This window comes from Arthrobacter sp. 18067 (assembly GCF_902706295.1).
Classification (GTDB): Bacteria; Actinomycetota; Actinomycetes; order Actinomycetales; family Micrococcaceae; genus Arthrobacter.
In genome coordinates, this window is the sequence record NZ_CACSJJ010000024.1 from 17,908 (window position 1) to 38,462 (window position 20,555).

General features: G+C 63.8%; 18 protein-coding genes. 9 read left to right on the plus strand and 9 right to left on the minus strand.

Annotated elements, in window-relative coordinates:
* Positions 1-9 precede the first annotated feature (9 nt).
* From GVL04_RS20485 to GVL04_RS20495, 3 genes are read left to right on the plus strand one after another with little or no spacing between them, the layout of a single operon-like run.
* A complete protein-coding gene (locus tag GVL04_RS20485) occupies positions 10-1,653 on the plus strand; it encodes an amidohydrolase family protein (protein ID WP_159707964.1) in 1,644 nt (547 codons plus the stop codon).
* On the plus strand, positions 1,650-2,285 hold the full coding sequence (locus tag GVL04_RS20490) for a bifunctional 4-hydroxy-2-oxoglutarate aldolase/2-dehydro-3-deoxy-phosphogluconate aldolase (protein ID WP_159707966.1): 636 nt from the start codon (positions 1,650-1,652) through the stop codon (positions 2,283-2,285). The genes GVL04_RS20485 and GVL04_RS20490 overlap by 4 nt, the downstream gene beginning before the upstream one ends.
* Positions 2,286-2,308: 23 nt before the next feature.
* Positions 2,309-3,700: a GntP family permease gene (locus GVL04_RS20495; RefSeq protein ID WP_159707968.1), complete on the plus strand. Its 1,392-nt coding sequence runs from the start codon at positions 2,309-2,311 to the stop codon at positions 3,698-3,700.
* A gap of 306 nt (positions 3,701-4,006) precedes the next feature.
* On the opposite strand, the gene GVL04_RS20500 is transcribed toward GVL04_RS20495, so the two are convergent.
* The 3 genes from GVL04_RS20500 to GVL04_RS20510 form a co-directional block, all read right to left on the minus strand.
* Entirely contained in the window at positions 4,007-4,513 is a 507-nt protein-coding gene (locus GVL04_RS20500; protein ID WP_159707970.1) for a universal stress protein, read from the minus strand.
* 105 nt (positions 4,514-4,618) lie between these two features.
* A complete protein-coding gene (locus GVL04_RS20505) occupies positions 4,619-4,963 on the minus strand; it encodes a CU044_2847 family protein (protein ID WP_159707972.1) in 345 nt (114 codons plus the stop codon).
* On the minus strand, positions 4,947-7,616 hold the full coding sequence (locus GVL04_RS20510; RefSeq protein WP_159707974.1) for a CHAT domain-containing protein: 2,670 nt from the start codon (positions 7,614-7,616) through the stop codon (positions 4,947-4,949). Before GVL04_RS20510 ends, GVL04_RS20505 begins: the two co-directional genes overlap by 17 nt.
* Before the next feature lie 168 nt (positions 7,617-7,784).
* Between GVL04_RS20510 and GVL04_RS20515 the strand changes: the two genes are divergently transcribed.
* The gene (locus tag GVL04_RS20515) at positions 7,785-7,985 is read left to right on the plus strand and encodes a hypothetical protein (protein WP_159707976.1); all 201 of its coding nucleotides are present in this window, start codon (positions 7,785-7,787) and stop codon (positions 7,983-7,985) included.
* Between the two features lie 8 nt (positions 7,986-7,993).
* Here the strand turns inward: GVL04_RS20515 and GVL04_RS20520 are convergent, their stop codons facing one another.
* Both GVL04_RS20520 and GVL04_RS20525 read right to left on the minus strand, forming a co-directional pair.
* On the minus strand, positions 7,994-9,025 hold the full coding sequence (locus GVL04_RS20520) for an LLM class flavin-dependent oxidoreductase (RefSeq protein ID WP_159707978.1): 1,032 nt from the start codon (positions 9,023-9,025) through the stop codon (positions 7,994-7,996).
* 110 nt (positions 9,026-9,135) lie between these two features.
* Positions 9,136-9,480 carry a YgjV family protein gene (locus tag GVL04_RS20525; RefSeq protein ID WP_200846914.1) on the minus strand — a complete coding sequence of 115 codons (345 nt, stop codon included), beginning with the start codon at positions 9,478-9,480 and terminating at the stop codon, positions 9,136-9,138.
* A 182-nt stretch (positions 9,481-9,662) separates the two neighbouring features.
* On the opposite strand from GVL04_RS20525, the gene GVL04_RS20530 reads away from it, so the two are divergent.
* Positions 9,663-10,586 carry a LysR family transcriptional regulator gene (locus GVL04_RS20530; protein WP_159707982.1) on the plus strand — a complete coding sequence of 308 codons (924 nt, stop codon included), beginning with the start codon at positions 9,663-9,665 and terminating at the stop codon, positions 10,584-10,586.
* Between the two features lie 53 nt (positions 10,587-10,639).
* Here GVL04_RS20530 and GVL04_RS20535 read toward each other — a convergent pair whose 3' ends face one another.
* Together GVL04_RS20535 and GVL04_RS20540 are read right to left on the minus strand one after the other, a co-directional pair.
* On the minus strand, positions 10,640-11,419 hold the full coding sequence (locus GVL04_RS20535) for an isocitrate lyase/phosphoenolpyruvate mutase family protein (protein WP_159707984.1): 780 nt from the start codon (positions 11,417-11,419) through the stop codon (positions 10,640-10,642).
* A 156-nt stretch (positions 11,420-11,575) separates the two neighbouring features.
* Complete coding sequence (locus tag GVL04_RS20540) at positions 11,576-12,787, minus strand: GGDEF domain-containing protein (RefSeq protein WP_159707986.1); 1,212 nt, start codon at positions 12,785-12,787, stop codon at positions 11,576-11,578.
* A gap of 375 nt (positions 12,788-13,162) precedes the next feature.
* On the opposite strand from GVL04_RS20540, the gene GVL04_RS20545 reads away from it, so the two are divergent.
* Both GVL04_RS20545 and GVL04_RS20550 read left to right on the plus strand, forming a co-directional pair.
* A complete protein-coding gene (locus tag GVL04_RS20545; RefSeq protein ID WP_159707988.1) occupies positions 13,163-14,410 on the plus strand; it encodes an exo-alpha-sialidase in 1,248 nt (415 codons plus the stop codon).
* 7 nt (positions 14,411-14,417) lie between these two features.
* Positions 14,418-14,705 (plus strand): MoaD/ThiS family protein, encoded by a 288-nt coding sequence (locus tag GVL04_RS20550; protein WP_159707990.1) that lies wholly within the window; start codon positions 14,418-14,420, stop codon positions 14,703-14,705.
* A gap of 23 nt (positions 14,706-14,728) precedes the next feature.
* On the opposite strand, the gene GVL04_RS20555 is transcribed toward GVL04_RS20550, so the two are convergent.
* Positions 14,729-14,965, minus strand: a complete 237-nt coding sequence (locus GVL04_RS20555) for a hypothetical protein (protein ID WP_159707992.1) — start codon at positions 14,963-14,965, stop codon at positions 14,729-14,731.
* A 228-nt stretch (positions 14,966-15,193) separates the two neighbouring features.
* On the opposite strand from GVL04_RS20555, the gene GVL04_RS20560 reads away from it, so the two are divergent.
* Positions 15,194-17,917: an FG-GAP-like repeat-containing protein gene (locus GVL04_RS20560; RefSeq protein ID WP_159707994.1), complete on the plus strand. Its 2,724-nt coding sequence runs from the start codon at positions 15,194-15,196 to the stop codon at positions 17,915-17,917.
* A gap of 142 nt (positions 17,918-18,059) precedes the next feature.
* Here the strand turns inward: GVL04_RS20560 and GVL04_RS20565 are convergent, their stop codons facing one another.
* Positions 18,060-19,397 carry an MFS transporter gene (locus GVL04_RS20565; protein WP_159707996.1) on the minus strand — a complete coding sequence of 446 codons (1,338 nt, stop codon included), beginning with the start codon at positions 19,395-19,397 and terminating at the stop codon, positions 18,060-18,062.
* 203 nt (positions 19,398-19,600) lie between these two features.
* Between GVL04_RS20565 and GVL04_RS20570 the strand changes: the two genes are divergently transcribed.
* On the plus strand, positions 19,601-20,371 hold the full coding sequence (locus GVL04_RS20570; protein WP_159707998.1) for an IclR family transcriptional regulator: 771 nt from the start codon (positions 19,601-19,603) through the stop codon (positions 20,369-20,371).
* Positions 20,372-20,555 lie beyond the last annotated feature (184 nt).

Sequence of the window (20,555 nt, forward strand, 5' to 3'; positions counted from 1 at the left end):
ACCCATGCCATGAAGACACTCATCAGCAACGCCACCCTTGTGGACGGAACCGGATCGGACCGCCGCCCCGCGGACATCCTGCTGGACGGTGCGGTGATTGCCGCCGTCGTCGACGCCGGGACCCTCACGGCAGCGGAAACCGTAGCCGACCGCGTCATCGACGCCACGGGACTTGTCCTGAGCCCCGGGTTCATCGACATGCACGCGCACTCTGACCTGCAACTGCTGGTCAACAGGGACCACTACGCCAAGCTCAGCCAAGGCGTCACCACGGAATTGCTCGGCCAGGACGGATTGTCCTACGCGCCGGTGGATGATGCGACGTTGGCCGGTGTCCGGGAGAAGATCGCCGGCTGGAACGACAACCCGGCCGATTTCGACTGGAACTGGCGGACCGTGGGCGAGTACCTGGACCGCCTGGACGCAATACACGACGGCGGGCGCATCGCCACCAACGCCGCGTACCTCGTCCCGCAGGGAACCGTTCGGGCCATGGTGATGGGTTTCGCCGAGGGCAACCCCACGCCGGAACAACAGCAGCAGATGCAGGACGTCGTCCGCGCGGCGATGGAGGAGGGTGCCGTGGGTATGTCCTCGGGCCTGACTTACACGCCGGGCATGTACGCGCAAACCGAGGAACTTGCCGGGCTTTGCCGGGCGGTGGGTGAGTTGGGTGGCTTCTACGCGCCGCATCACCGCTCTTACGGCAAGGGAGCGCTTGGTGCCTACGCCGAGATGATCGGCCTGAGCCGCGACACCGCCTGCGCACTGCACCTGTCCCACGCCACCATGAACTTCGCGGAGAACAAGGGCCGCGCAGGGGAACTCCTGGAGCTGATCGACCAAGCCTTGGACCAGGGCGTGGACATTACCTTGGACACCTACCCGTACCTCCCGGGAGCCACCACGCTCTCGGCGATCCTGCCGAGCTGGGCATCCTCCGGTGGCACGGAAGCGACCCTCGCGCGCCTGGCAGATCCTGAAACCCGCGCGAAGATCCGGGAAGCCGTGGAGATCTACGGCTCTGATGGCTGCCACGGCGTCGTGGCCGAGTGGGACACCCTGGAAATCAGCGGAGTGCAGAACGCGGCGCTCGCTGGGTACGTGGGAAAGACCATCAGGGACATCGCTGGAGACACCAACCAGGAACCCTTCGACGTCTTCGTGCGCATCCTCACGGAAGACCGCCTCGGCACCGGAATCCTGCAGCACGTGGGCCATGAAGAAAACGTGCAGGCCATCATGAAGCACCGCACGCACACGGGCGGCAGCGACGGGCTCCTGGTCGGCGCCAAGCCACATCCCCGGGCCTGGGGCACGTTCCCGCGCTACCTCGGCCACTACTCCCGCGACCTCGGACTGCTCAGCCTCGAGGAAACGGTCCACCATCTCAGTGGCCGTCCTGCCGCGCGACTCAAGCTCCACAACAGGGGACTGGTCCGCGAAGGCTACGCGGCCGACGTCGTGCTCTTCGATCCCGAAACCATCCGCGACGAAGCCACTTTTGAGAACCCCCGCCAAGCCGCCAGCGGCATCCAGTACGTCTTCGTCAACGGCGCGGCAGCGATCGACGCCGGCCAAGCCACCGGGGCACGCGCCGGCCGCGCCCTGCGCCGCAGCAGCGATGGCCTCACCAGAGAAGGACAACAATGACCCCCGAACAATTCCTCCAGCAGCTCGAAGCCGACCGCACCCTGGCCGTGGTCCGGGCCCCGTCCATCACGGACGCCGCGGATCTCTGCAGGGCACTGGCCGACGGCGGCATCCGCAGCGTCGAGCTGACGTTCACCACCCCGGATGTGCTCAAGCACGTCCAGCGCGCGGCGGAGACGGCAGCGGAGCATGGTGCCGCCGTCGGAATCGGCACGGTGATGACCGCCGACCAAGCCCGCGCTGCGATCGACGCCGGCGCACAGTTCCTGGTGACCCCGGGCCTCCGACCGGAGGTTGCCGCGGTCGCCGTGGCTGCGGGGATCCCGTTCAGCCTCGGCGCCATGACCCCCACCGAGGTGGCGCAGGCCCTGGACCTGGGCTCCGCCGCGGTCAAGATCTTCCCCGCCCGGCAGCTCGGTCCGGCGTACCTGAAGGACCTGCAGGGCCCGTACCCGGGCATCCGCTTGCTGCCTTCGGGAGGCATCGACGCCTCCAACGCCAAGAGCTACCTCGACGCCGGTGCTGCCGCAGTCTGCTGCGGCACCAGCGTGGTCCCGCCGGCAGCAGTTGCTGCGGGCGACTGGGCAGACATCGCGGCACGTGCCGCCGCCTTCACCGGCACCCTCAAGTAGGACTCACCCAGAAAGAAACGCCCATGAATGAATTCCTTGAATGGCTCCGGCACGACACCGCCGGGCTGCTCCTCCTGGCAGGTGCAGGCATTGCCCTTCTGCTCTTCCTGATCATCAAGGTCAAACTTGAGCCGTTCATCGCCCTGGTGGGAACCGGTGTGATCGTGGCCCTGGTGGGTGGGATCTCCGTGGAGGCCCTGGTGGGCTCAGCCACCAAGAGCAGCGACGCCCTGATTGAGAAGGGTTTCGCCGGCATCCTGGGCCACATCACTGTGATCATCGGCCTCGGCACCGTTCTTGGCGCCATCCTTGAGCGGTCCGGCGGCGCTGAAGTGCTACTGGGGAAGCTGGTGAAGATCTTTGGCGAAAAGGGAACGCCGCTCGCCATGGGTATCACCGGTTTCGTGCTGGGTATCCCCGTGTTCTTCGACATCGGCATTTTCGTTCTGGCGCCGCTGGTCTACGTTGCCGCAATCCGTGGCGGCAAGTCCCTTGCCCTGTACGCGCTGCCACTCCTCGCCGGCCTCTCCGTGACGCACGCCTTCCTCCCTCCGCACCCCGGCCCCGTTGCTGCTGCCGGGCTGTTCCACGTGGACCTTGGCTGGATCATCCTCATGGGCCTCATCTGCGGTATCCCGGCGTGGTTCGCTTCCGGTATTTTGTGGGGCACGTGGATCGGCAAGCGTGTGATGGTTTCCGTACCGGAGGACCGGATCGTCGCCGAGTCGGACTCTGCAAAGGGCAACGAGCCGTCCATCGGACTGGTACTGCTGGCCATCGGCCTGCCCATGATCCTCATTCTCGGCGGCACCTTCGGCAACATCTTCGCTCCTGCCGGACCCTTCCGGGACGTGCTGCAGTTCTTCGGCAACCCTGCCATTGCATTGACCGTGGCGGTACTCCTGGCCATGTGGCTGCTGGGCATCCGCCGCGGCATGACGTCCGCCGAACTCAGCGAAATCACGGGCTCTTCGCTGCGTCCTGTAGGCATGATCCTGCTGGTTGTTGGTGCAGGCGCGTTCTTCGGTGCGGTCCTTTCCGCTACGGGCGTTGGCAAGGCCGTAGCGGACTCGCTGTCCCAGGCCGGCCTGCCGATCATCCTCTCCGCCTTCGTGATCAGCGCGGGCATGCGCATCGCCCAGGGCTCGGCCACCGTGGCAATCGTGACCACCGGCGGCATCCTGGCTCCCAGCCTGGCAACCGGCTACACCCAGCCGCAGCTCGCCTTGATCGTGGTGGCAATTTCCTCCGGCTCCATCATCGCCAGCCACGTGAATGACGGCGGTTTCTGGATCATCTCCAAGTACTTCAACATGTCCGTCAAGGACACCCTGAAGACCTGGACCGTGCTGGAAACAGTGCTCTCCATTGTGGGATTCGGAATGGCGGCCCTGCTGTACACGTTCGTGAGGTGACGTAGCGGCACCCAACCCTGGTGCCGGCGTCGTGCCTGTCCGTTTGAGCCTGTAGCGCCACGACCAATTTTGACTTCAGAACGGCCCCGACACGCCTTGGGAAAGGTGTGTCGGGGCCGTTCTTCGCGTCAAAGAAGGTGGTCGGCACCTGATCCAAGGCGGCGCTTAAACAAAAAGCTCCGGAGTGCGTTATTGGGGGATACGCACTCCGGAGCAGCCTTTGAGCAGGGGCTTTCGCCGACCTGCAGTAATTACTCTACGTTGCGAGGAACCCCTTTGCTACCACCTCGAATAAGTACTTTCGCTTTAGTTTTTATGGGCACCGTCAGGCCGCTTTTTCTGAGGCACAATCAACACCGGGCGGCGCTGGTGATGGCTAAGCCAGGCCGCCACCGAGCCATTCAGGGCCTCCGAAATCCGATGCCCCAATCCCGGCTCCGGCGTCCCCACGATGATCATTGAGGCGTTGATATCCGCTGCGAGCCTGCCCAAGGCCCGTGCCGGATCGCCTGCCAGCAGACGCAAGGTCCAATCAGCCGTACCGCCATCCATCGCCTCCGCGATGACCCTGCCAAGATCGCCGCGCACGGCCTCGACGTCGGCATCGTCCTTCTCGGGATGGAGCGACATACGGTGTGTCTCCCGGGCCGGGTCCCACTCCACGAGGTAGCTGGCCTCGTCAACGTAGGCGCACACCAACGGCACGCCGAGCCGCTCGGCCAAGGTCCGGGCGGTTTGGAGGACCTCCACATGCTGGTCCGGCAGTACCCCCACAACCAAGGGAATCGGTCCGCTGAAATTTTCCGCAGCCATACCCTTATTGTTGCGCCGGGGCGATCCAATGAACAGGCTGTACCCTCACCCAACTGGGTCGCACTTAAGCGCGTTATGACGGCTCACAACGCGCTTAACTGCGACCTACTTGGGTGGAGACGGCTTGTTCCACGTGAGCCGCACTGTGAAATTGGAGCCCGTGCTCGCCGACGCAATGAACGCGCCCGCCTCCGCATGAAGGTCGATGCCGAATTCCACGCTCACCTCATCCGGACGGTTTTCCAGGCTCAGGAGCTCATCGATTACCCCCTGAACCGCCGGGCGCACATGCGCCAACGCCCGCTCGAAGGTCTGCTGGGCACGCGCGAAAACGCCGGAATGATCCCCCGCGTGATCGCCACCCCTGGTCACCAGGCTTCCCGCAGCGCTCGCGACCTCCACAACAACCGTGCCGCCGTCGTTGGTAGTGAACTCAACCAGCCTGCTCATGTTCCTGTCCCTTCTCCGACGGCGCACGCATGCGGCGGGCTGCGGCCACGAGACCGATCCCGGCAGCGCACAAAACCAAGAGTTGAATCAAAGCGAAGTAGGCGTGCGTCCGGTACCAGGACTCAAGGAACACTCCCTTGTCCTGAACCCAGACCAACGGGACAGTCACCGTGGGCCACAGCAGAAGCCACCCGAACGGCTGGGATTGCCGGGAGCGCAGAGCCAGGATCCCGGCCCACAAACCGAAGCCTGCATGCACGAAACTGGCCACCACCGCGGTCAACTCCACGGTGTAGTTGAGGCCCGAGAGCCCAAAAACGGCCCCGGAAAAAACCACGCCCGCCATGACCACACGGCCCATGACGCTGCGATCAGGAAGGCCCGCGACCGCCAGCAAAAGGTATCCAAGCGGTGCCACCAGGCCATAGACGATGCGGAGGGAGCCGTCGCCGCCGCTCTCGTACCAGTAGTTCTCATCCAGCCACAGGAAGTAGACCGCGAAGCATGCTCCCAGCCCGCCGGCCACGATCAGTGCGGCGCCGCCCCACGCCAGCGGCGTCCACAGTGGCGGCTCCGGCCCGCCTCCGGGGACGGGTGCTGAAACGCCAGCGCCCGACGCCGGGACGCCAGCGGGTGCCTCAGCTGTGGTTTCGTCCGGGGTTGGGCCAGGTACCGGACGTGCCTCGGGGCCGGTAGTTGGGGTGGGGCTCGTGCTGGAGTGTTCACTCGCGCCAGCCCCAGGGCCGGGACTTTGCTCCGCCGCCTCGGTGTGTGCAGGCGTCGGTTTCCGAAATGGCCGCAACGGTGGATCGGCCGCTGTGTAGGAGCCATGTGGCGTCCCATCTTCAGTGGCCTCGGCAACCACAGGCACCTCAGCCGCGGGTGGCTCCTTGGGCTTGGCCTTCTCGATTTCTGTCCGCGCGGCTGTGGCGAGGCCATCGGGATCCGCTGCCCCGGCATCCACGGCCGCCAACTCTTCCGACACGTCCAGCACTGCTTCCCACGAGCCGAGGGAGGAGTGATACCTGAGCTCGCCTTGGAGGTCCGAGACCCGTTGCCGGCGTTCGGAGCCCTGCCTCCGGGCTGCGGCTCCCGGGTACTCGGGGTCGTCCTGGACCGCGGCGAAGCCATCTGCTGCGGCCAACCAATCGCCTGTTTCTTCAGCTTCGAGCGCTTCCCGGTACGTCCGGGCCAGCTCCAGCCGGTGCCGGGCGTTGTCTTTCAAGGCCGTGGCGTCGCGATATCCAGGTTCCAGTGTCAGGAGGTCTTCGAACAGCTCTACGGCCTGCTCGAAGCGCCGTGCCCGCAGTTCCGCGGATGCCTGAACGTACAGTGCACGCAGTTGGGCCCGCTTCATGGCCTGCGCAGCACCGCTTCCGGAACCACCGCCAACTCCCGGTGGGGCTGTCGCCTGACCGCCGTCCGAGGTGACCGCCGTCGAACCCGCAGCCTGGCCACCCGCTGATGCCGCCGCCGTCGTGCCTGTAGTAAAAGCAGTGCTTGCAACCGAACCTGTCCCGTCAACAGAACCGGGAGCACGGGGCGTTCCTTTCAAGGTGAACAGTTGCGTGGAGCCGCCGCGGACGTAGAGGGCCGGGGTGACCCACTCCAGCGTGCCGTCCGGGCTGGCCATGACCGAGATCCGGCCAACCCGTGCTGCCTCGTCCACTGTGCGGCCGTTCGCGATGGCGGCGTAGAAACCGTGGGCGAAGGCGATTGCGGCGGAGTCGCTGATGGCGAACTGCATGGCGGCCACCGCTCCGATTCCGCTCCGCACCAACGCGGACGCGGTGCCTGAGAAGAGGTCCGACTGACCCATCTCCCCGGAGGAACACGAGTTCAGCACCACCAACCGGGGACGGGGCGCCGCGACGCTGAGCAGGGCCATGAGCCGGACGGCGCGGACCATCGCGGCCCTGCCGTCGGGTCCCACCAGCGCTATCCGGCCTTCGTCGGTGCGCGAATCGTAATCGCCGTGTCCCACGAAATGGACCACATGCCAAGGGCCGGCGAGCAGCATGGACTGGACGTCATCCCAAGTGCCGCTCTTTGCCCAGACCAGCTCCACCCGGCCTTCGGCCACTGGACCGGCAAGGGCCCGGCCCAGGTGGTCCTTCTCAGCCTCGACGTCCAAGGTGGGCAGGTCCCGGGGTGAGGCCACGATCCCGAGGATGCGCAACGGTGGCGCAACATCCAAGGGATTCAGGTTGTAATCAGGTGCGGGAACGTGCCGGAGCAGGGGTTCTGTCTGGCAGAGGTACGTTTCGGTTTCCGGATCAAACAGTGTCTCCCAGGGCATGGTGGCCAGTTCCGGAGCCGCCAGTCTCAGGACAACCCTCAGTTGTTGGCCGGCATGTTGCGCCGCACCCAGGCTGGCCCGGTACGTGCCGTAGACCTCGCGCGTGAACAGCGCCTGGAACAGCTCCTGGCCAACTTCGCGCACGGCCATCTCGGCCACGGGCATGGTCCGGCGGGCGGCGACAGCTGAAGCAAGCACGGTGGCTTCCAGCTGGGGGAGGCGCTCAAGGATGCCGTCCACATCCAGGGTGAACATGCCTGAAGCATGGCCTCCCGCCGGGGCACGGACCACGTGCACCGTATATTCGCCGCGTGCGGAGCCGGTATCAATTTCCAGCTCGATGTCACAGTCCATCGCGGATCCCTTTTGCAGAGGGCGATCCGTCGCACATCCAGTGAGCCGGGAGTGCCCCTTAGAAATAGATTGGCCCTAAGCCCGGCCCGCCACAAGAGCCCGTGGGCCGGGACCCTTGTAGACGCCACAGCCCGGGCCTACGGTTAATTCGAGGGAAGGCGGTCTGCGATGGAAATTTACATGTGGTGGCTCGATCTGCACTTGGACAGCAAGGAATGGCTGCGCGAAAACCTGCGTGCCGACGAACTTCCGCTGCAGGTACTGCAGCATATTGCCGAAGCCGGCGGACCCCACCGGGACAAGGTCAGCGGTGTGCTGACCATTGCCGATTGGGACTTCATCGAGACGCAGTCGGAGTTCGTGGACTGAAGGGCTCCCTAGCTGGCCGGTTTCCATCCCAGGGCCGGTCCCAGTTTTTCCGCGATGTCGGTGAGGATCTGTACATAGTCCTCATGGTCAAAGCTGAAGGGCAGCGCGAAGGCAACCTCGTCGACTTCCTGGAATCCCTTGTGGGCATAGAGCTGCTCGGCGATGTCATCGCTGGTGCCGATGATGTCCTTGGCGAACATCACGCCCTTCGATCCTTGGGGTGTGCGTGTGCGTGGTGTGCGCTCGTCGACGTACCGCTGGTACTTCTGCCGCTGGGCCGGTGACGCCGAATCAGTGGGGATTACTACCAGGCCCTGCGATATGCGGGCAGCGTTTCCTGACGCAGCCGCCGCCTCGCGGTAAGCGCGGATCTGTGACTGTTGGACCCCGGCGAAATCCGGTTCCTGGTCCTTGTCGGGGAAGATCACGCTGCTGGAGAGCAGATTGAAGCCGTTTTCTCCGGCCCACACGGCCGATTTCATGCTTGCCGCCCCATACCAAAGCCGCGAACGAAGCCCGGCGGAGTGCGGTTCCACGCGGTTGGAGAATTCCTCCACTACGCCTTGCTTCCCGGAGAAGTCCCGCACTTTTTCGCCGGCGATCAGACGGGCAAGCCGGTCCACGCGTGCGTAGCTGAAGTCCTCCACGTCAGCGGTGTCCGGGTAGAGCTCATGTTTCAGGGTGTCGAAGTTCATGGGTTCGCCCACGCTCAGCCCCGGATTGATCCGCCCACCGGAGAGCAGGTCCACGGTGGCCAGATCTTCGGCCAGTCGCAAGGGGTTTTCCCAACCCAGCGGCGTTACCGCGGTGCCGAGCTCGATCCTGGAGGTGCGCTGGCTTGCTGCGGCCATCACCGCAACAGGTGAGGAGATCCCGAACTGCAGGTGGCGGTGCCGCAGCCAAGCGCTGTCGAACCCGAGCCGCTCGCCGAGTTCGATGATCTCCAACGTCGATCGGTGCCCCGCCGCGGGATCCGCCGGATCGAACAGGCCAATAGTGAGGAAACCAAGCTTGCGGAGGGGGTGTTCGGGGGTGGGCATGGGCTTCCTTCACGGTCGGGCGGCGGCTACTGCCCAGAATAGGCTCCGGTCCCGGGGACGACGGCGGGACGTTACCTTTTGTGATGGGAGGACTGCTGGTTGCGCCAGGACTACGCGCAGCTGGCGGCCGGGCGTGCTGCCGCGACGATGACCTGGGCGGCAGTGTCCGGGCCAAGTGACGGGCTCTCCGGAGCCTGGGCCGCGACGCGCGCAGGCCGCTGCTTGGCCCGCATCCGGAGCAGCGCCACGGCTGAGATCAGGAACCACGCAACATTCGTGACGACGGAGGGCCAGGCTCCATGGAGCGTGCCGTTGACGATGAAGGCACATGAACCAAAAAGATTGACGGTCTGGAAGGTGCTGCCCGCCTGCAGCCAGCCCATGGACACTGCCATGTAGCCGCCGAGCATTGCCACTGCGCCAGCCCAGCCGGTGATTTCGAACAGCATTTCCATGGGAGTCCTTTCATGATTTTGGGCACTCGGATGAAGCCGGCGGGCGGCGTGTAGTCCAGAGTGGAGGCTTGATTCGGTAGTCGGTGGTGGGCGACTGAATCGTGCTTTTGAGTCAATATTGAGTGAGTAAGCCATTTAGTTCAATTGCAATATTCTGAAGCCCGTGTTTAGGAGCGCTTAACATGGATATGGACCCGCGCCGACTGCTGGTTCTTCTCGCGGTTGCCCGTACCGGAGGCGTTCTCGCGGCAGCTGATGAACTGCGGATCACGCCCTCCGCGGTGTCGCAGCAGCTCAGTAAACTCGAGAACGAGGCAGGGCAGGCGCTGCTCCTGCGAACCCCCAAAGGTTCAGTGCTCACACCCGCAGGCCTGGCCATGGCCGAGGCAGGCGAAGAGATAGAACGGGCCCTCAACGTGGCCCGCGCGCGGATGCAAAGCGAGGTCAACATTGCGGGGGTCGTTCGCGTGGGCGGATTCACCAGTTTCATGCGAACAGTGGTGATCCCGCGCCTTCCGGACTGGCGCAGCCAATACCCCCAGTTGCAGATTCAGATCGTGGAGGATTCCTATCCCGCGCTGATGCGGCTGCTCCGCCAACGCCAGCTCGACGCCGTGGTGATTGAACAGGACTCGACGGCGGCCGAGCAGCATCCGATGGCGGCCGGAATGGTGCAGGAACCCCTGCTGGATGAACCATGGAAGCTCGTGGTGCCCACAGGAACCCTCCTGGGCACGGACAACATCGACCTGAGCCGCTTGCCCCTGCCGTGGCTGGGAGTGGAGCCGTCAGCAGCCAACACTGCAGTGCTCGGGCGCCTCCGCCACTCGACGGGGGCCCGGATTGAGACTGTTCATCAGTACCACGACACACTCACCGCGCTGGCACTCGTCGCTGCTGGCGAGGGGGTTGCCATCGTGCCCACCCTGGCGCTCACCGGCGTGGTCCACGACCAAGTGGACATCCTGGACGTTCCGGGGTTGGGAACCCGGCACATCGCCTTGCGACGGTTCGATCGACGAAGGGCGGCAAGCCTGCCCGTGGACACGGTGGCCCGGCTGCTCCGGGAGTCTGCGGCGGCGTTCGACACCCGCTCGGGCTCCTGACCTGTCCCGCCTTTCGCAGGCGTGACAGCTCAGGCAGCCGGCGACTGGTCCTGCTAGTTCAGGGCCGGGGTGTCCGTAGGGATCACTCCCGAGCTGTACAGGTCGGTGGCGAGGTCCTGAAGTGCACGCAGGGCCACGCGTTGGGTAAACGGACCGTAGGACACCCGTGCCACACCAAGTTCCTGGAGCTCGGCGGCAGGGAGGGCTCCGGGTGCACCGATCACGGAGAGCTTCCCGTGACCGAGGCCTTCAACCAGCGGTTCGATGACCTCACGGGTCATGGCGCCAGGCACGAAAACCAGCGAAGCGCCGGCGTCCAGGAAGGCGCGTCCCCTGGCGATGGCGTCCTCAATACTGTCCTGGATCGGCCGGTCCCCGCCCCGGGCAATGGCGTCGGTGCGTGCGTTCAGCTGGAACTGGATGCCTTCGTCGGCGGCCGCCGAAATGATCGACTGTACGCGGGCCACGGCCTCGTCGAAGGGCCGAAGCCGGTCTTCGACGTTGGCACCAACCACGCCGATCCCAATCGCCCGGCGGATGGTCTCGGCCGGGTTGTCGTAGCCATCGTCCAGGTCGGCAGTGACCGGGTGATCCACCGCGTCGACGATGCGTTTCACGCCGTCCAGTGCGACGTCCAAGGGCATGGTTCCGTCGGCATAGCCAAAGGCTGCAGCAATCGAATGCCCTGCCGTGGCAATGGCCTTCGTCTCAGGAAGTGCTGCAATTGTCCGGGCGCTGATGGCGTCCCACACATTGACCACACTCAGGATTTCCGGTGCCTCGTGCAGGGCTTTCAGCTGCTGTGCACGTGCGTTGGTGTTTGCGTCAGTCATCGTCGTTCTCCGTCATCGTTGTTCTCCGTGATCCACGGGTGGGAACCAGTCTCACTTGCCACCCACAGCCTAGGCATAACGTCGGGCATTGAAACAGCCTGGGGGTGAGGCGCGACACCATGCATCGTGTGCCCATGTACTACGCATCGGTGGAAACTACGACGTCGGGTGGCCGGCTTCGGCCGCTGGTTCCGCTTCCATCGGCTCGGCTCCTACAACCCTGTTCCGCCCCTGGGCTTTCGCGCTGTAAAGGGCGGCATCTGCCACGTTGATCATGAAGGCCAAGTCCGGAGCGTCGGCACCTGTCGAGGTAACGCCGTAGCTCACTGTTGGGAACGGCAGGCCATCCGGGCCTTGCATCGCCGACAGGCGGCTACTGATTTCTGAAGCGATGATCTCTGCCCGTTGCTGGGTGGCTCCGGGCAGGAACAGGATGAACTCCTCCCCTCCGTATCGCGCCACGAGATCTGTTGACCTGACCGAGGCAGTGCAGGCTGTGGCGAAGGCGCGGAGGGCCGCGTCACCGGCCGAATGTCCGTGTTCATCATTGACTGCCTTGAAATGGTCCAAGTCGGCCAGGACCAGGGCGGCACCGTGATGGGACATAGGGCCCGCCAGTTGCCGGGAGGCCAGCTCCAGGAAAGCACCCCTGTTGAGCAGCCCTGTCAGGTGATCACGATCCGCGCGTTCCCGGAGGCGTTTGATCAACTGCTTGTTGCTGAGCGTATTCATGGTGGAGGACACGGCCACCAGCAGCATCAAATGCATCAGGGCGGCCGGCGCATAGCCAAAGAACGTACGGAAGACCTCGTTGTTCGGCCCGGCCAGCACGAAGGTCACCGCCCGGAACAGGTAGTACAAGGCCGTCAGCCCGGCGATGATGGACAGGAATTTGGTGATCCTGGACCGGGCAGGTTTCGCGAACCACAGTTCCAACGCAGCCAACGTGATTCCCAGCGTCGTCAGGCACAGGTAGACCAAACCGCCGGACCACACGCTGTTTCCCGGATCGTCCAGGGCGGATGCAAAGCCGCTGAGAAGGGGAGCCGGCAACAGCAGCCAAGCGCTTGCCCGGCGGTCGCGGAGGGTACGTGCTCCCGCCCAGACACAGAATGTCCCCGCGACAACAAGGGCCTTCCCGGTGGGATTGGCCCACAGTTGGGCGGCCGTACCGTTCATCAGGAAGGCGGCATTGCCAACGAAAAAGAGGCACAGGGCTACCCGCCACCACTCAGCGTAGGGCGAGCGTCTCCGTTGGGACGAGACACAGGAAATGACGATCAGGGTCAGGGTGACCAAGCCGAGGACGACCCGGACGGAGAAGGGGTCCAGGACTATTGCGCCCTCTTGCAACGAAACTGCAATCATGCCGCGGCGCCGCTATCTTCCGAGCACCAAATATCCCTCATTCGTTACCCTCAAATGATTTCTATCTCCGTGCTTCACTTAATCCCCCGCATTTGTTGCTGCACCGGCTTTTGCCACAAAGCCAACAGTCAAGCACGTTTTCTCCCTTTAGTGAATAGGGATCGGTGCGAGAAGCATCAAACCAGCCTAACGTGAAATTAGGGGCATCTCGTGAAAATTCATGTCTGACCAAGCGCTAATTGAAATTTTCTCCGAGGATGCTGCCACACGCCAATAAAGGGATCGGTACTGATTTATCGGCGATGGAAAATGCCGGCCACATCCACAAACGGGGCCAGTATCCCACCCTTGCCACCTACCCGCCCTGATGGTTCGATGGGGTTCATGGCAACCGCAGATACCGCAGAGAGTTATGTCTTAGCGATCGGGACCAAGAAAGGCCTGTGGCTGGCTACCAGCCCGGACCGCAAGGAATGGTCCCTCTCCGGCCCGCACTTCCTGATGAGCGAGATACCCAGCATCGGGATAGACACGCGGGACGGCAAAACCCGGATCATGGTGGGCGTGCGATCAGAGCACTGGGGACCAACCGTGGCCCACTCCGACGACCTTGGCGCCACCTGGACCGAACCCGAGCAAGGCGCCATCAAATTCCCGGACGGCACCGACGCCGCTTTGGAACGCATCTGGCAGATCTACCCCGACGCCGACTCCCGCCCCGGCGTCGTCTGGGCTGGTTGCGAACCGATTTCCGTGTGGAAATCGACCGACGGCGGCGAGCACTTTGAGCTCAACCGCGGACTGTGGGACCACCCGCATCGCAGCGAATGGGGCGCCGGCTATGGTGGGGCGGCTGCGCACTCGATCGTGATTGATCCGTCCGGCGAAAAGGTCCACATCGCCATGAGCACTGGCGGAGTTTACAGATCGCTCGACGGCGGGACGTCCTGGGAGCCCCGTAACAAGGGAATCTCGGCCTACTTCATGCCCGATCCCAATCCCGAGTTCGGCCAGTGCGTTCACAAGATCGCAGCGGACGCCGCCGTCGAGGGCCGTTTGTATGCGCAGAACCATCACGGCGTGTACCGCACGGACGATAACGGCGAGAACTGGGACTCCATCGCCGAGGGGCTGCCGGCAGACTTTGGCTTTGTCATGCTGACGCATCCCCGCCGCGAGGGAACGGCTTGGGTCATCCCGTTGAAGGCCGATGGCGAACGCATCCCACCTGACAGCAAGCTCAGCGTGCACCGAACAAACGACGCAGGAAACTCGTGGACTGAACTGCACACGGGACTCCCGGACCGCGAATACAACGCCGTCCTGCGCGACGCCGCGTCCGTGGACACAGCCGAACCCGTTGGGGTGTATTTCGGAACGCGCGGCGGTGCCGTGTACGCCAGCGCCGACGAGGGCGGGACCTTTACTGAAGTGGCCTCGCACCTACCGGACGTACTGTGCGTGCGGGCCGCCGTCGTGGTTGGCAACGCCGCAGGCGTGGAAGCCCCGCTGGCTGCGGCGGAAGCCACTGTGATTGCCGAAGCCGCAGTGATAGTGGAGGAAGCGGCCCAGTCGATTGACCCCACTCCGGACGATCAATCCAGCGCCCCGGTACCTGGTTAGGTCCGTTGTGGCTGACTTTACGGTTTTGTTGCCTGGTGTCCTGCAGCCGCTCGTCGGCGGACAGTCCTATCTGACTGCGTCCGCCGACGGGGCTGTGACCGTGGGACAGTTGCTGGATTCTGTGACCGGAGATTATCCGGTGCTGGCCAGGCGTTTGCGTGATGAAACCGGGGCGCTCCGCCGTTTCGTGAATATTTACGTGAACGGTGATGAAGTCCGGCGTCTGAAGGGTCTTGATACGGAGGTCGCGGCCGGCCAGGAGGTCCTGATTGTCCAGTCCGTGGCCGGTGGCTGAGTGGGGTTTGGGGTCAAGCCGGTTCAGGCGACGCGCCAAACACTGCATTCGTCGGTATTGATGGCTTTCCTCATACCTGAGACGTGATCCATGATCCAGACGACGCCGATTCCCGGCGCGGTTTCCTGGACCTGTCCGCGGCGGATGACCACGTCATCGTAGGCGGGTCCCACGGACAGGCGGGCTTCGATCTCGTCTCCACGGTGGAGCTGGCTGATCGCGCGTATACGTGTTGTGTGTGTTGTGACTTCCTTCAACATTGTGGCCTCCTGGGCTGGAGCTTGTGCCTGCACTTGCCGGCTATTCCAGTGTGGCGGGCCAATGTTGCCACGGTATTTCGGGGCGGTTAGGGTCCGGTTAGCATTCCGGGTTGCTTGCATTTCCAGCGACCCCGCCCCGCCTTCCGGGTGCACTGCGGCCGCGGCTGTAGCCTGATCTCGGTTCCTGAGACTCACAGGAACCACAGGCTCCATCCCCGGGGAGATTCAATGGGTGTTTTGCGGCGATCGATCGCGTTGTCTACAGGCCTGACTGTGTTTGCTGCGGGCCTGTTTTTCGTGCAGGCGCCGGCTACGGCCGTTCCCTTGCCGGGGCCGGACAATCCGAACGTCCAGTTCGTGGAAGGCACGCCGCACTCGGAGCATACGTTCGAGACGCCGCCCGTTGACAACGCACCAAAGGGACAGGCCGACGTCGACTCCCTCCTCCGCGACGGCGCGCTGGCCGCCGGTCCGGGCGGAGATATCCGCGTCCGCCTGGTGACGGCGAAGCTGGCGGACAACACCAACCCGGTTTCGATGGCGGGTGCCGAGCAGGCTGTGGCTGCGACCAGCAACTACTGGAAAGCGATGACGGCCAACAAGCTGTCCATGACTGTGAACAGCAAGGTGGCCGGACACCAGTCCAAAGCGAAGTCCACGGACAGCTACAGCACCATCATGTCCACCATCACCAGTGAGCTGAAGTGGGCCGCGAGCCCTTTCACGGCGTTGGTGATCTTCATTCCCACGGCCACGCTGTCCGGGAATGCGCTCGGCGCCGGCTACAGCAGCGGCAGCTACAGTGGTCGCGTCCTTATGCCGCAGATCAGCAACTTCTCCAACAACGTGATGAGCCACGAATTCGGGCACGTGATCGGCTTGATGCACGCCGATGCGCTGCAATGCCGCAGCGGTGCTTCCGACGTTGGGGTGGACAGCAACGGGCGTTTCACCGACTCTTCCTGCTACATTCGCGAGTACGGCGACACCACGGACATCATGGGTGCAGCGCAGTACGCCTCGCCCGTAGTGAGTTCCACGCTGTGGGACTACGCAGGACTGGGCCGCGGTGACGAAATCCGTGACGTCGGCGTTGCTACCGGTATCAAGAGCTACACCCTCAAACCTTGGGGCGGCACAGAGGCGCAGCGGGCCATCAAGTTCACCGATCCCATCAGCCGCGAGGTCTATTACCTCGAACTTCGGCAACCGGTGGGCTACGACAGCTACCTCTCGGCATCGACGCAGAGCGGCAACAAGGGTGTCAAAATCGTCCAGCGCGGCGGGGCCACTATTGCCTCGTCACTGATCCTCATGCCGTCGACCGTTCCATTCCCTGAGCCCTACTACGCAAAGAACCATGCATGGCAGGCAGGCAGCACCTTCACCACCTACACGGGTACCAAGGTGACCATCAATTCCGTCTCGGCGACCTCGGCAACGGTCACCATCAACGCCGATCCCAAGCTCAAGACCCAAATGCGGTTCTCAGCAGGCGATTTCGACGGCGACAAACTCGCCGATGTCATTTCCCGCGAAGCGGACGGCTCCTTGCTCCTATTCGCGGGCCTTCCCGGGAACCGTCTTGAGGATTCTGTGCGGATCGGTTCCGGCTGGGACATTTTCAACGCTGTGTTGGGCACTTCCGACTTCACTGGCGATGGCTTCGCGGACATTCTGGCACGCAGCAGCGACGGTGCCCTGTGGCTCTACCCGGGCAACGGGAAGGGCGGATTCCTGCCCAGAAGCCAGGTTGGCATCGGTTGGCAGGGCTTCACCCAGTTGGTAGCTCCAGGTGATTTCAACGGCGATGGTCGCGCGGACGTGATCGCCGCCGATACGGACGGTCGCCTGTGGCTCTACCCAGGCAACGGCTCGGGTGGTTTCCTTGCCAGGGTGTTGGCCGGCCAAGGCTGGGATTCGTTCAACAGCCTCGCCCCCGCGGGTTCCTTCGGCGGCGGGTCCGGCGGACTCCTTGCCCGCGCTGCTGACGGCACGCTCTATGTCTACCCCGGCGATGGTGAGGGCGGCTTCCTGCCGCGTGCCGCCGTCGGAAGTGGTTGGAACGGCGCCGGCGACATTGTCGGCGGGCAGGACCTGACAGGCGATCAGCGTGCTGACGTCCTCGCGGGAGGGCCCATGATCCTGTACCCGGGTGACGGCACCGGCTTCGCGGACCGCCTGGCAATTGGAACCGGCTGGAACCAATTCAGCCAAGTGTGGGAGGCGGGGGATTTCGACGGCGATGCTGTCGCTGACGTCCTGGCGCGTGGCACCAACGGCGTCCTGTGGCTCTACCCAGGCAACGGTTCGGGTGGCTTCCTGCCGCGTGTCCAGGTGGGGACGGGCTGGAATGTCTTCACGGCCGTGCTGAGTGCCGGGGATTTCGACGGCGATAAGCACGCGGATCTCGTGGCGAGGGCCTCCGATGGGACGCTGTGGCTTTATCCAACCGACGGCAAGGGGCAATTCCTGGCCCGCAAGCAGATCGGCACGGGCTGGCAAGGGTTCACGGAGCTGCTGGCGCCGGGTGACTTTTCGGGTGACGGCCGCGCCGATATTTTGGCGAGGGCCGGTGACGGGAGCTTGTGGTTGTACCTGGGGAATGGTGCGGGCGGGTTCCAGTCGTGGCGGCAAATCGGCACCGGCTGGAACATCTTCAACGCGGTGATGCAGGGCAGTGACTTCAACGGCGACGGCAGGGAAGACGTTCTTGCCCGCGGGACTGACGGCGCACTCTGGCTCTACCCGGGCAACGGCAGCGGCGGGTTCCTCGCCCGGCAGTATCTGGGTTCGGGATGGAACATGTTCACCACCTTCGCGGCCATCGGCAATGCGTTTACTGGTACAGGCGATCCGTCCCTTGTGGGCGTCGCAGGGGACGGGACGTTGTTGATGTACTCCGGGACGGGCCGGGGCGCGTTCAAACCGGTGGCGCTGAACCCGCGGTAGCGCTGGGAGGCGGTTCGCCGCGCGTTCCTTCCCGGTTGCCTCGGCCCGCGGCGTGTCAGGCACAGCGAAAAGCCCGGAATGTCAGGTGACGTTCCGGGCTTTCCGTGCTCCGGGCCCAAGTAACTGGGCAGGAGCGTCAGGCTTAGGCGTGCTGGGCTTGCTTGTGCTGGCCGAGCTCCGCAGTGGGCGTCTTGGCAGACTCGCGGGCCGTCATCGCTGAGACGGCTGCGATCACACAGATGACTGCGGTGAAGATGGAGATCTGAACCCATCCGCCGGGCTTGGTTCCGCCCAGTGCGGTGACGATGGCCGGGGCAAACCCTGCCATGAGGAAGCCGAGTTGCGTGCCGATGGCCAGGCCGGAGAAGCGGACCTTGGTGCTGAACATTTCACCGTAGAACGACGGCCATACAGCGTTTGCTGCGGCGTATCCGAAGGAGAAGAACACCACGGAGACCAGGAACATCAGCGGCACCATGCCCGATTCGAGGGTCAGCAGGAAGACCGGAGTCATGATGGCGCTGGCGAAAGCACCGTAGATGAAGACGGGCTTCCGGCCGATCTTGTCCGCGAGCATGCCGAACAGAGGCTGGGTTCCAAGAGCCACCACGTTGGCCACGACCACCAGCCAGAGTGTGATGGTGCTGTTGACGCCGGCAACATCCTGGGCGTACTTGATGGCCAAGGTTCCAAAGACTGTGCTCACCGCGGCAATGAAGGCGCAGCAGACCACGCGGAGAACATCGCGCCAGTGGAGCTTGAGGAGATCGGCAACGGGCAGCTTGGAGATCTGGTTGTTCTTCTTGGCCTCGGCGAATGCCGGCGGCTCGTGCAGGGTACGGCGGATGAAGTAGGCCACCATGACTACAACGGCGCTGAGCCAGAACGGGATGCGCCAGCCGATGCCGTACTTGATCTCGTCCGGCAGGGCCACCACGGGAATGAAGACGAGGGCTGCCAGGATTTGGCCACCCTGGGTACCTGTAAGGGTCCACGAAGTGAAGAATGCGCGGCGGTTGTCCGGAGCGTGCTCCAGCGTCATGGAGGAGGCACCTGCCTGTTCGCCGGCGGCCGAGAGGCCCTGGCAAAGGCGGGCGAGAACCAGCAGTACGGGAGCCCACCAGCCGATGGTCTTGAAGTCGGGAAGACAGCCGATGACGAAGGTGGCCGCGCCCATCAGGACCAGGGTGAACATAAGGACTTTTTGACGGCCGATCCTGTCGCCGAAGTGGCCCAGGATCACGGCGCCCACGGGGCGTGCGATGTAGGCGAAGCCGAACGTCGCGAAGGACATGATGGCTGCGTTGGCATCTGCGGACGGGAAGAACACGTGCGGGAAGATCAGCGCTGCGGCCGAGCCGAAGATGAAGAAGTCGTAGTACTCGACGGCGCTGCCCAGGAAGCTCGCAAGTGCTGCCTTCTTGGGTGTTCCGGTGGTGGTTTCAGTGCCTGGCGTCGCTGACGGCATTGTTTGGCTCATGGGGGGTTCCTTCTGTGACGACGATGTCGCGGATCTAGCTTCTAAGGGAAGACCAGAGCGAGGTGCGGCCGGATCATCCCGAAAGTAACCACATGGTGAGAGCTACTTGTGCAATACAGCAATACTGGCTGTGAGTGGGGTCACTTGTCAAGAGATGTCGCCACCATCTAGAAATAGCTCTCACCATATGAGAGCATCGAGCTATGAGTGTGAAAGAGGACACAAAGACCGACATGGTCGGCAAGGCCTTGAGCCTGTTGGTATTGCTGGGCAATGAACCGCGTGGCGCCAGCGCGGCCGATCTGGCGAGGAGTGCCAGCCTGCCGTTCAGCACCACGTACCGCCTGCTGGGCTCGCTGACGCGCGACGGCTTTGTGGATTACGAGCCCGACGGGCGCCGATACCACCTGGGGTTGCGGGTCTTCCAACTCGGCCAGCGCGTATCCAATCACCACGGCTTCGCAGCCACTGCATTGCCGGTCTTGCAGCGCGTTACCGAGCGCACACATGAGGCCACCATCCTGTCCGTCCGCGACGGCAACCACCATCTGACGGTCAACAAAGTGGATGGCCCCAAGACCTTCCGCGTCACGAGCGATCCCGGCCATCTGGGCGCACTGCATACGACGTCGGTTGGCAAAGCCATTGTGGCTTTCGAAGAAGAGATCGAGCGCAAGCGCCTCCTGGAGGAACTGCCGCTGGATCCACTCACGGAGCATTCCATCACTGACCGCGACAAGTTCCGGGCGGAAATCGAGCAGGTGCGCCGGCAAGGCTACGCGGTGATGGATGAGGAAAACGAGATCGGCATGCGCGCTGTTGCTGTGCCGGTTCTGAACTCCCAGGGTCATGCCTTCGCCTCCGTGGCCGTCGCGGTGCCGGTCTTCCGCCTGACCCTGGAGGAGCTCATCGCCCACGTTCCCACTCTGCAGGAGGCCGCGGCTGAACTCGCGGCCCGTCTGCCCCAGCGTTGACCCAACTGAGTCGCAGTTAAAGCCGTTTTGGGGCCTCTAAACGGCTTTAACTGCTACTTAGTTGGGTGCGCTCTCAGCAAATGTTCGTGATAAGAACATGCGTGCGGAATATGAACACTTGTAGTAATCTAAATAACACCCGGTCAGGCGGCGCCCCAGAAAGCGCCAAGAAGCCCGCGGTGCT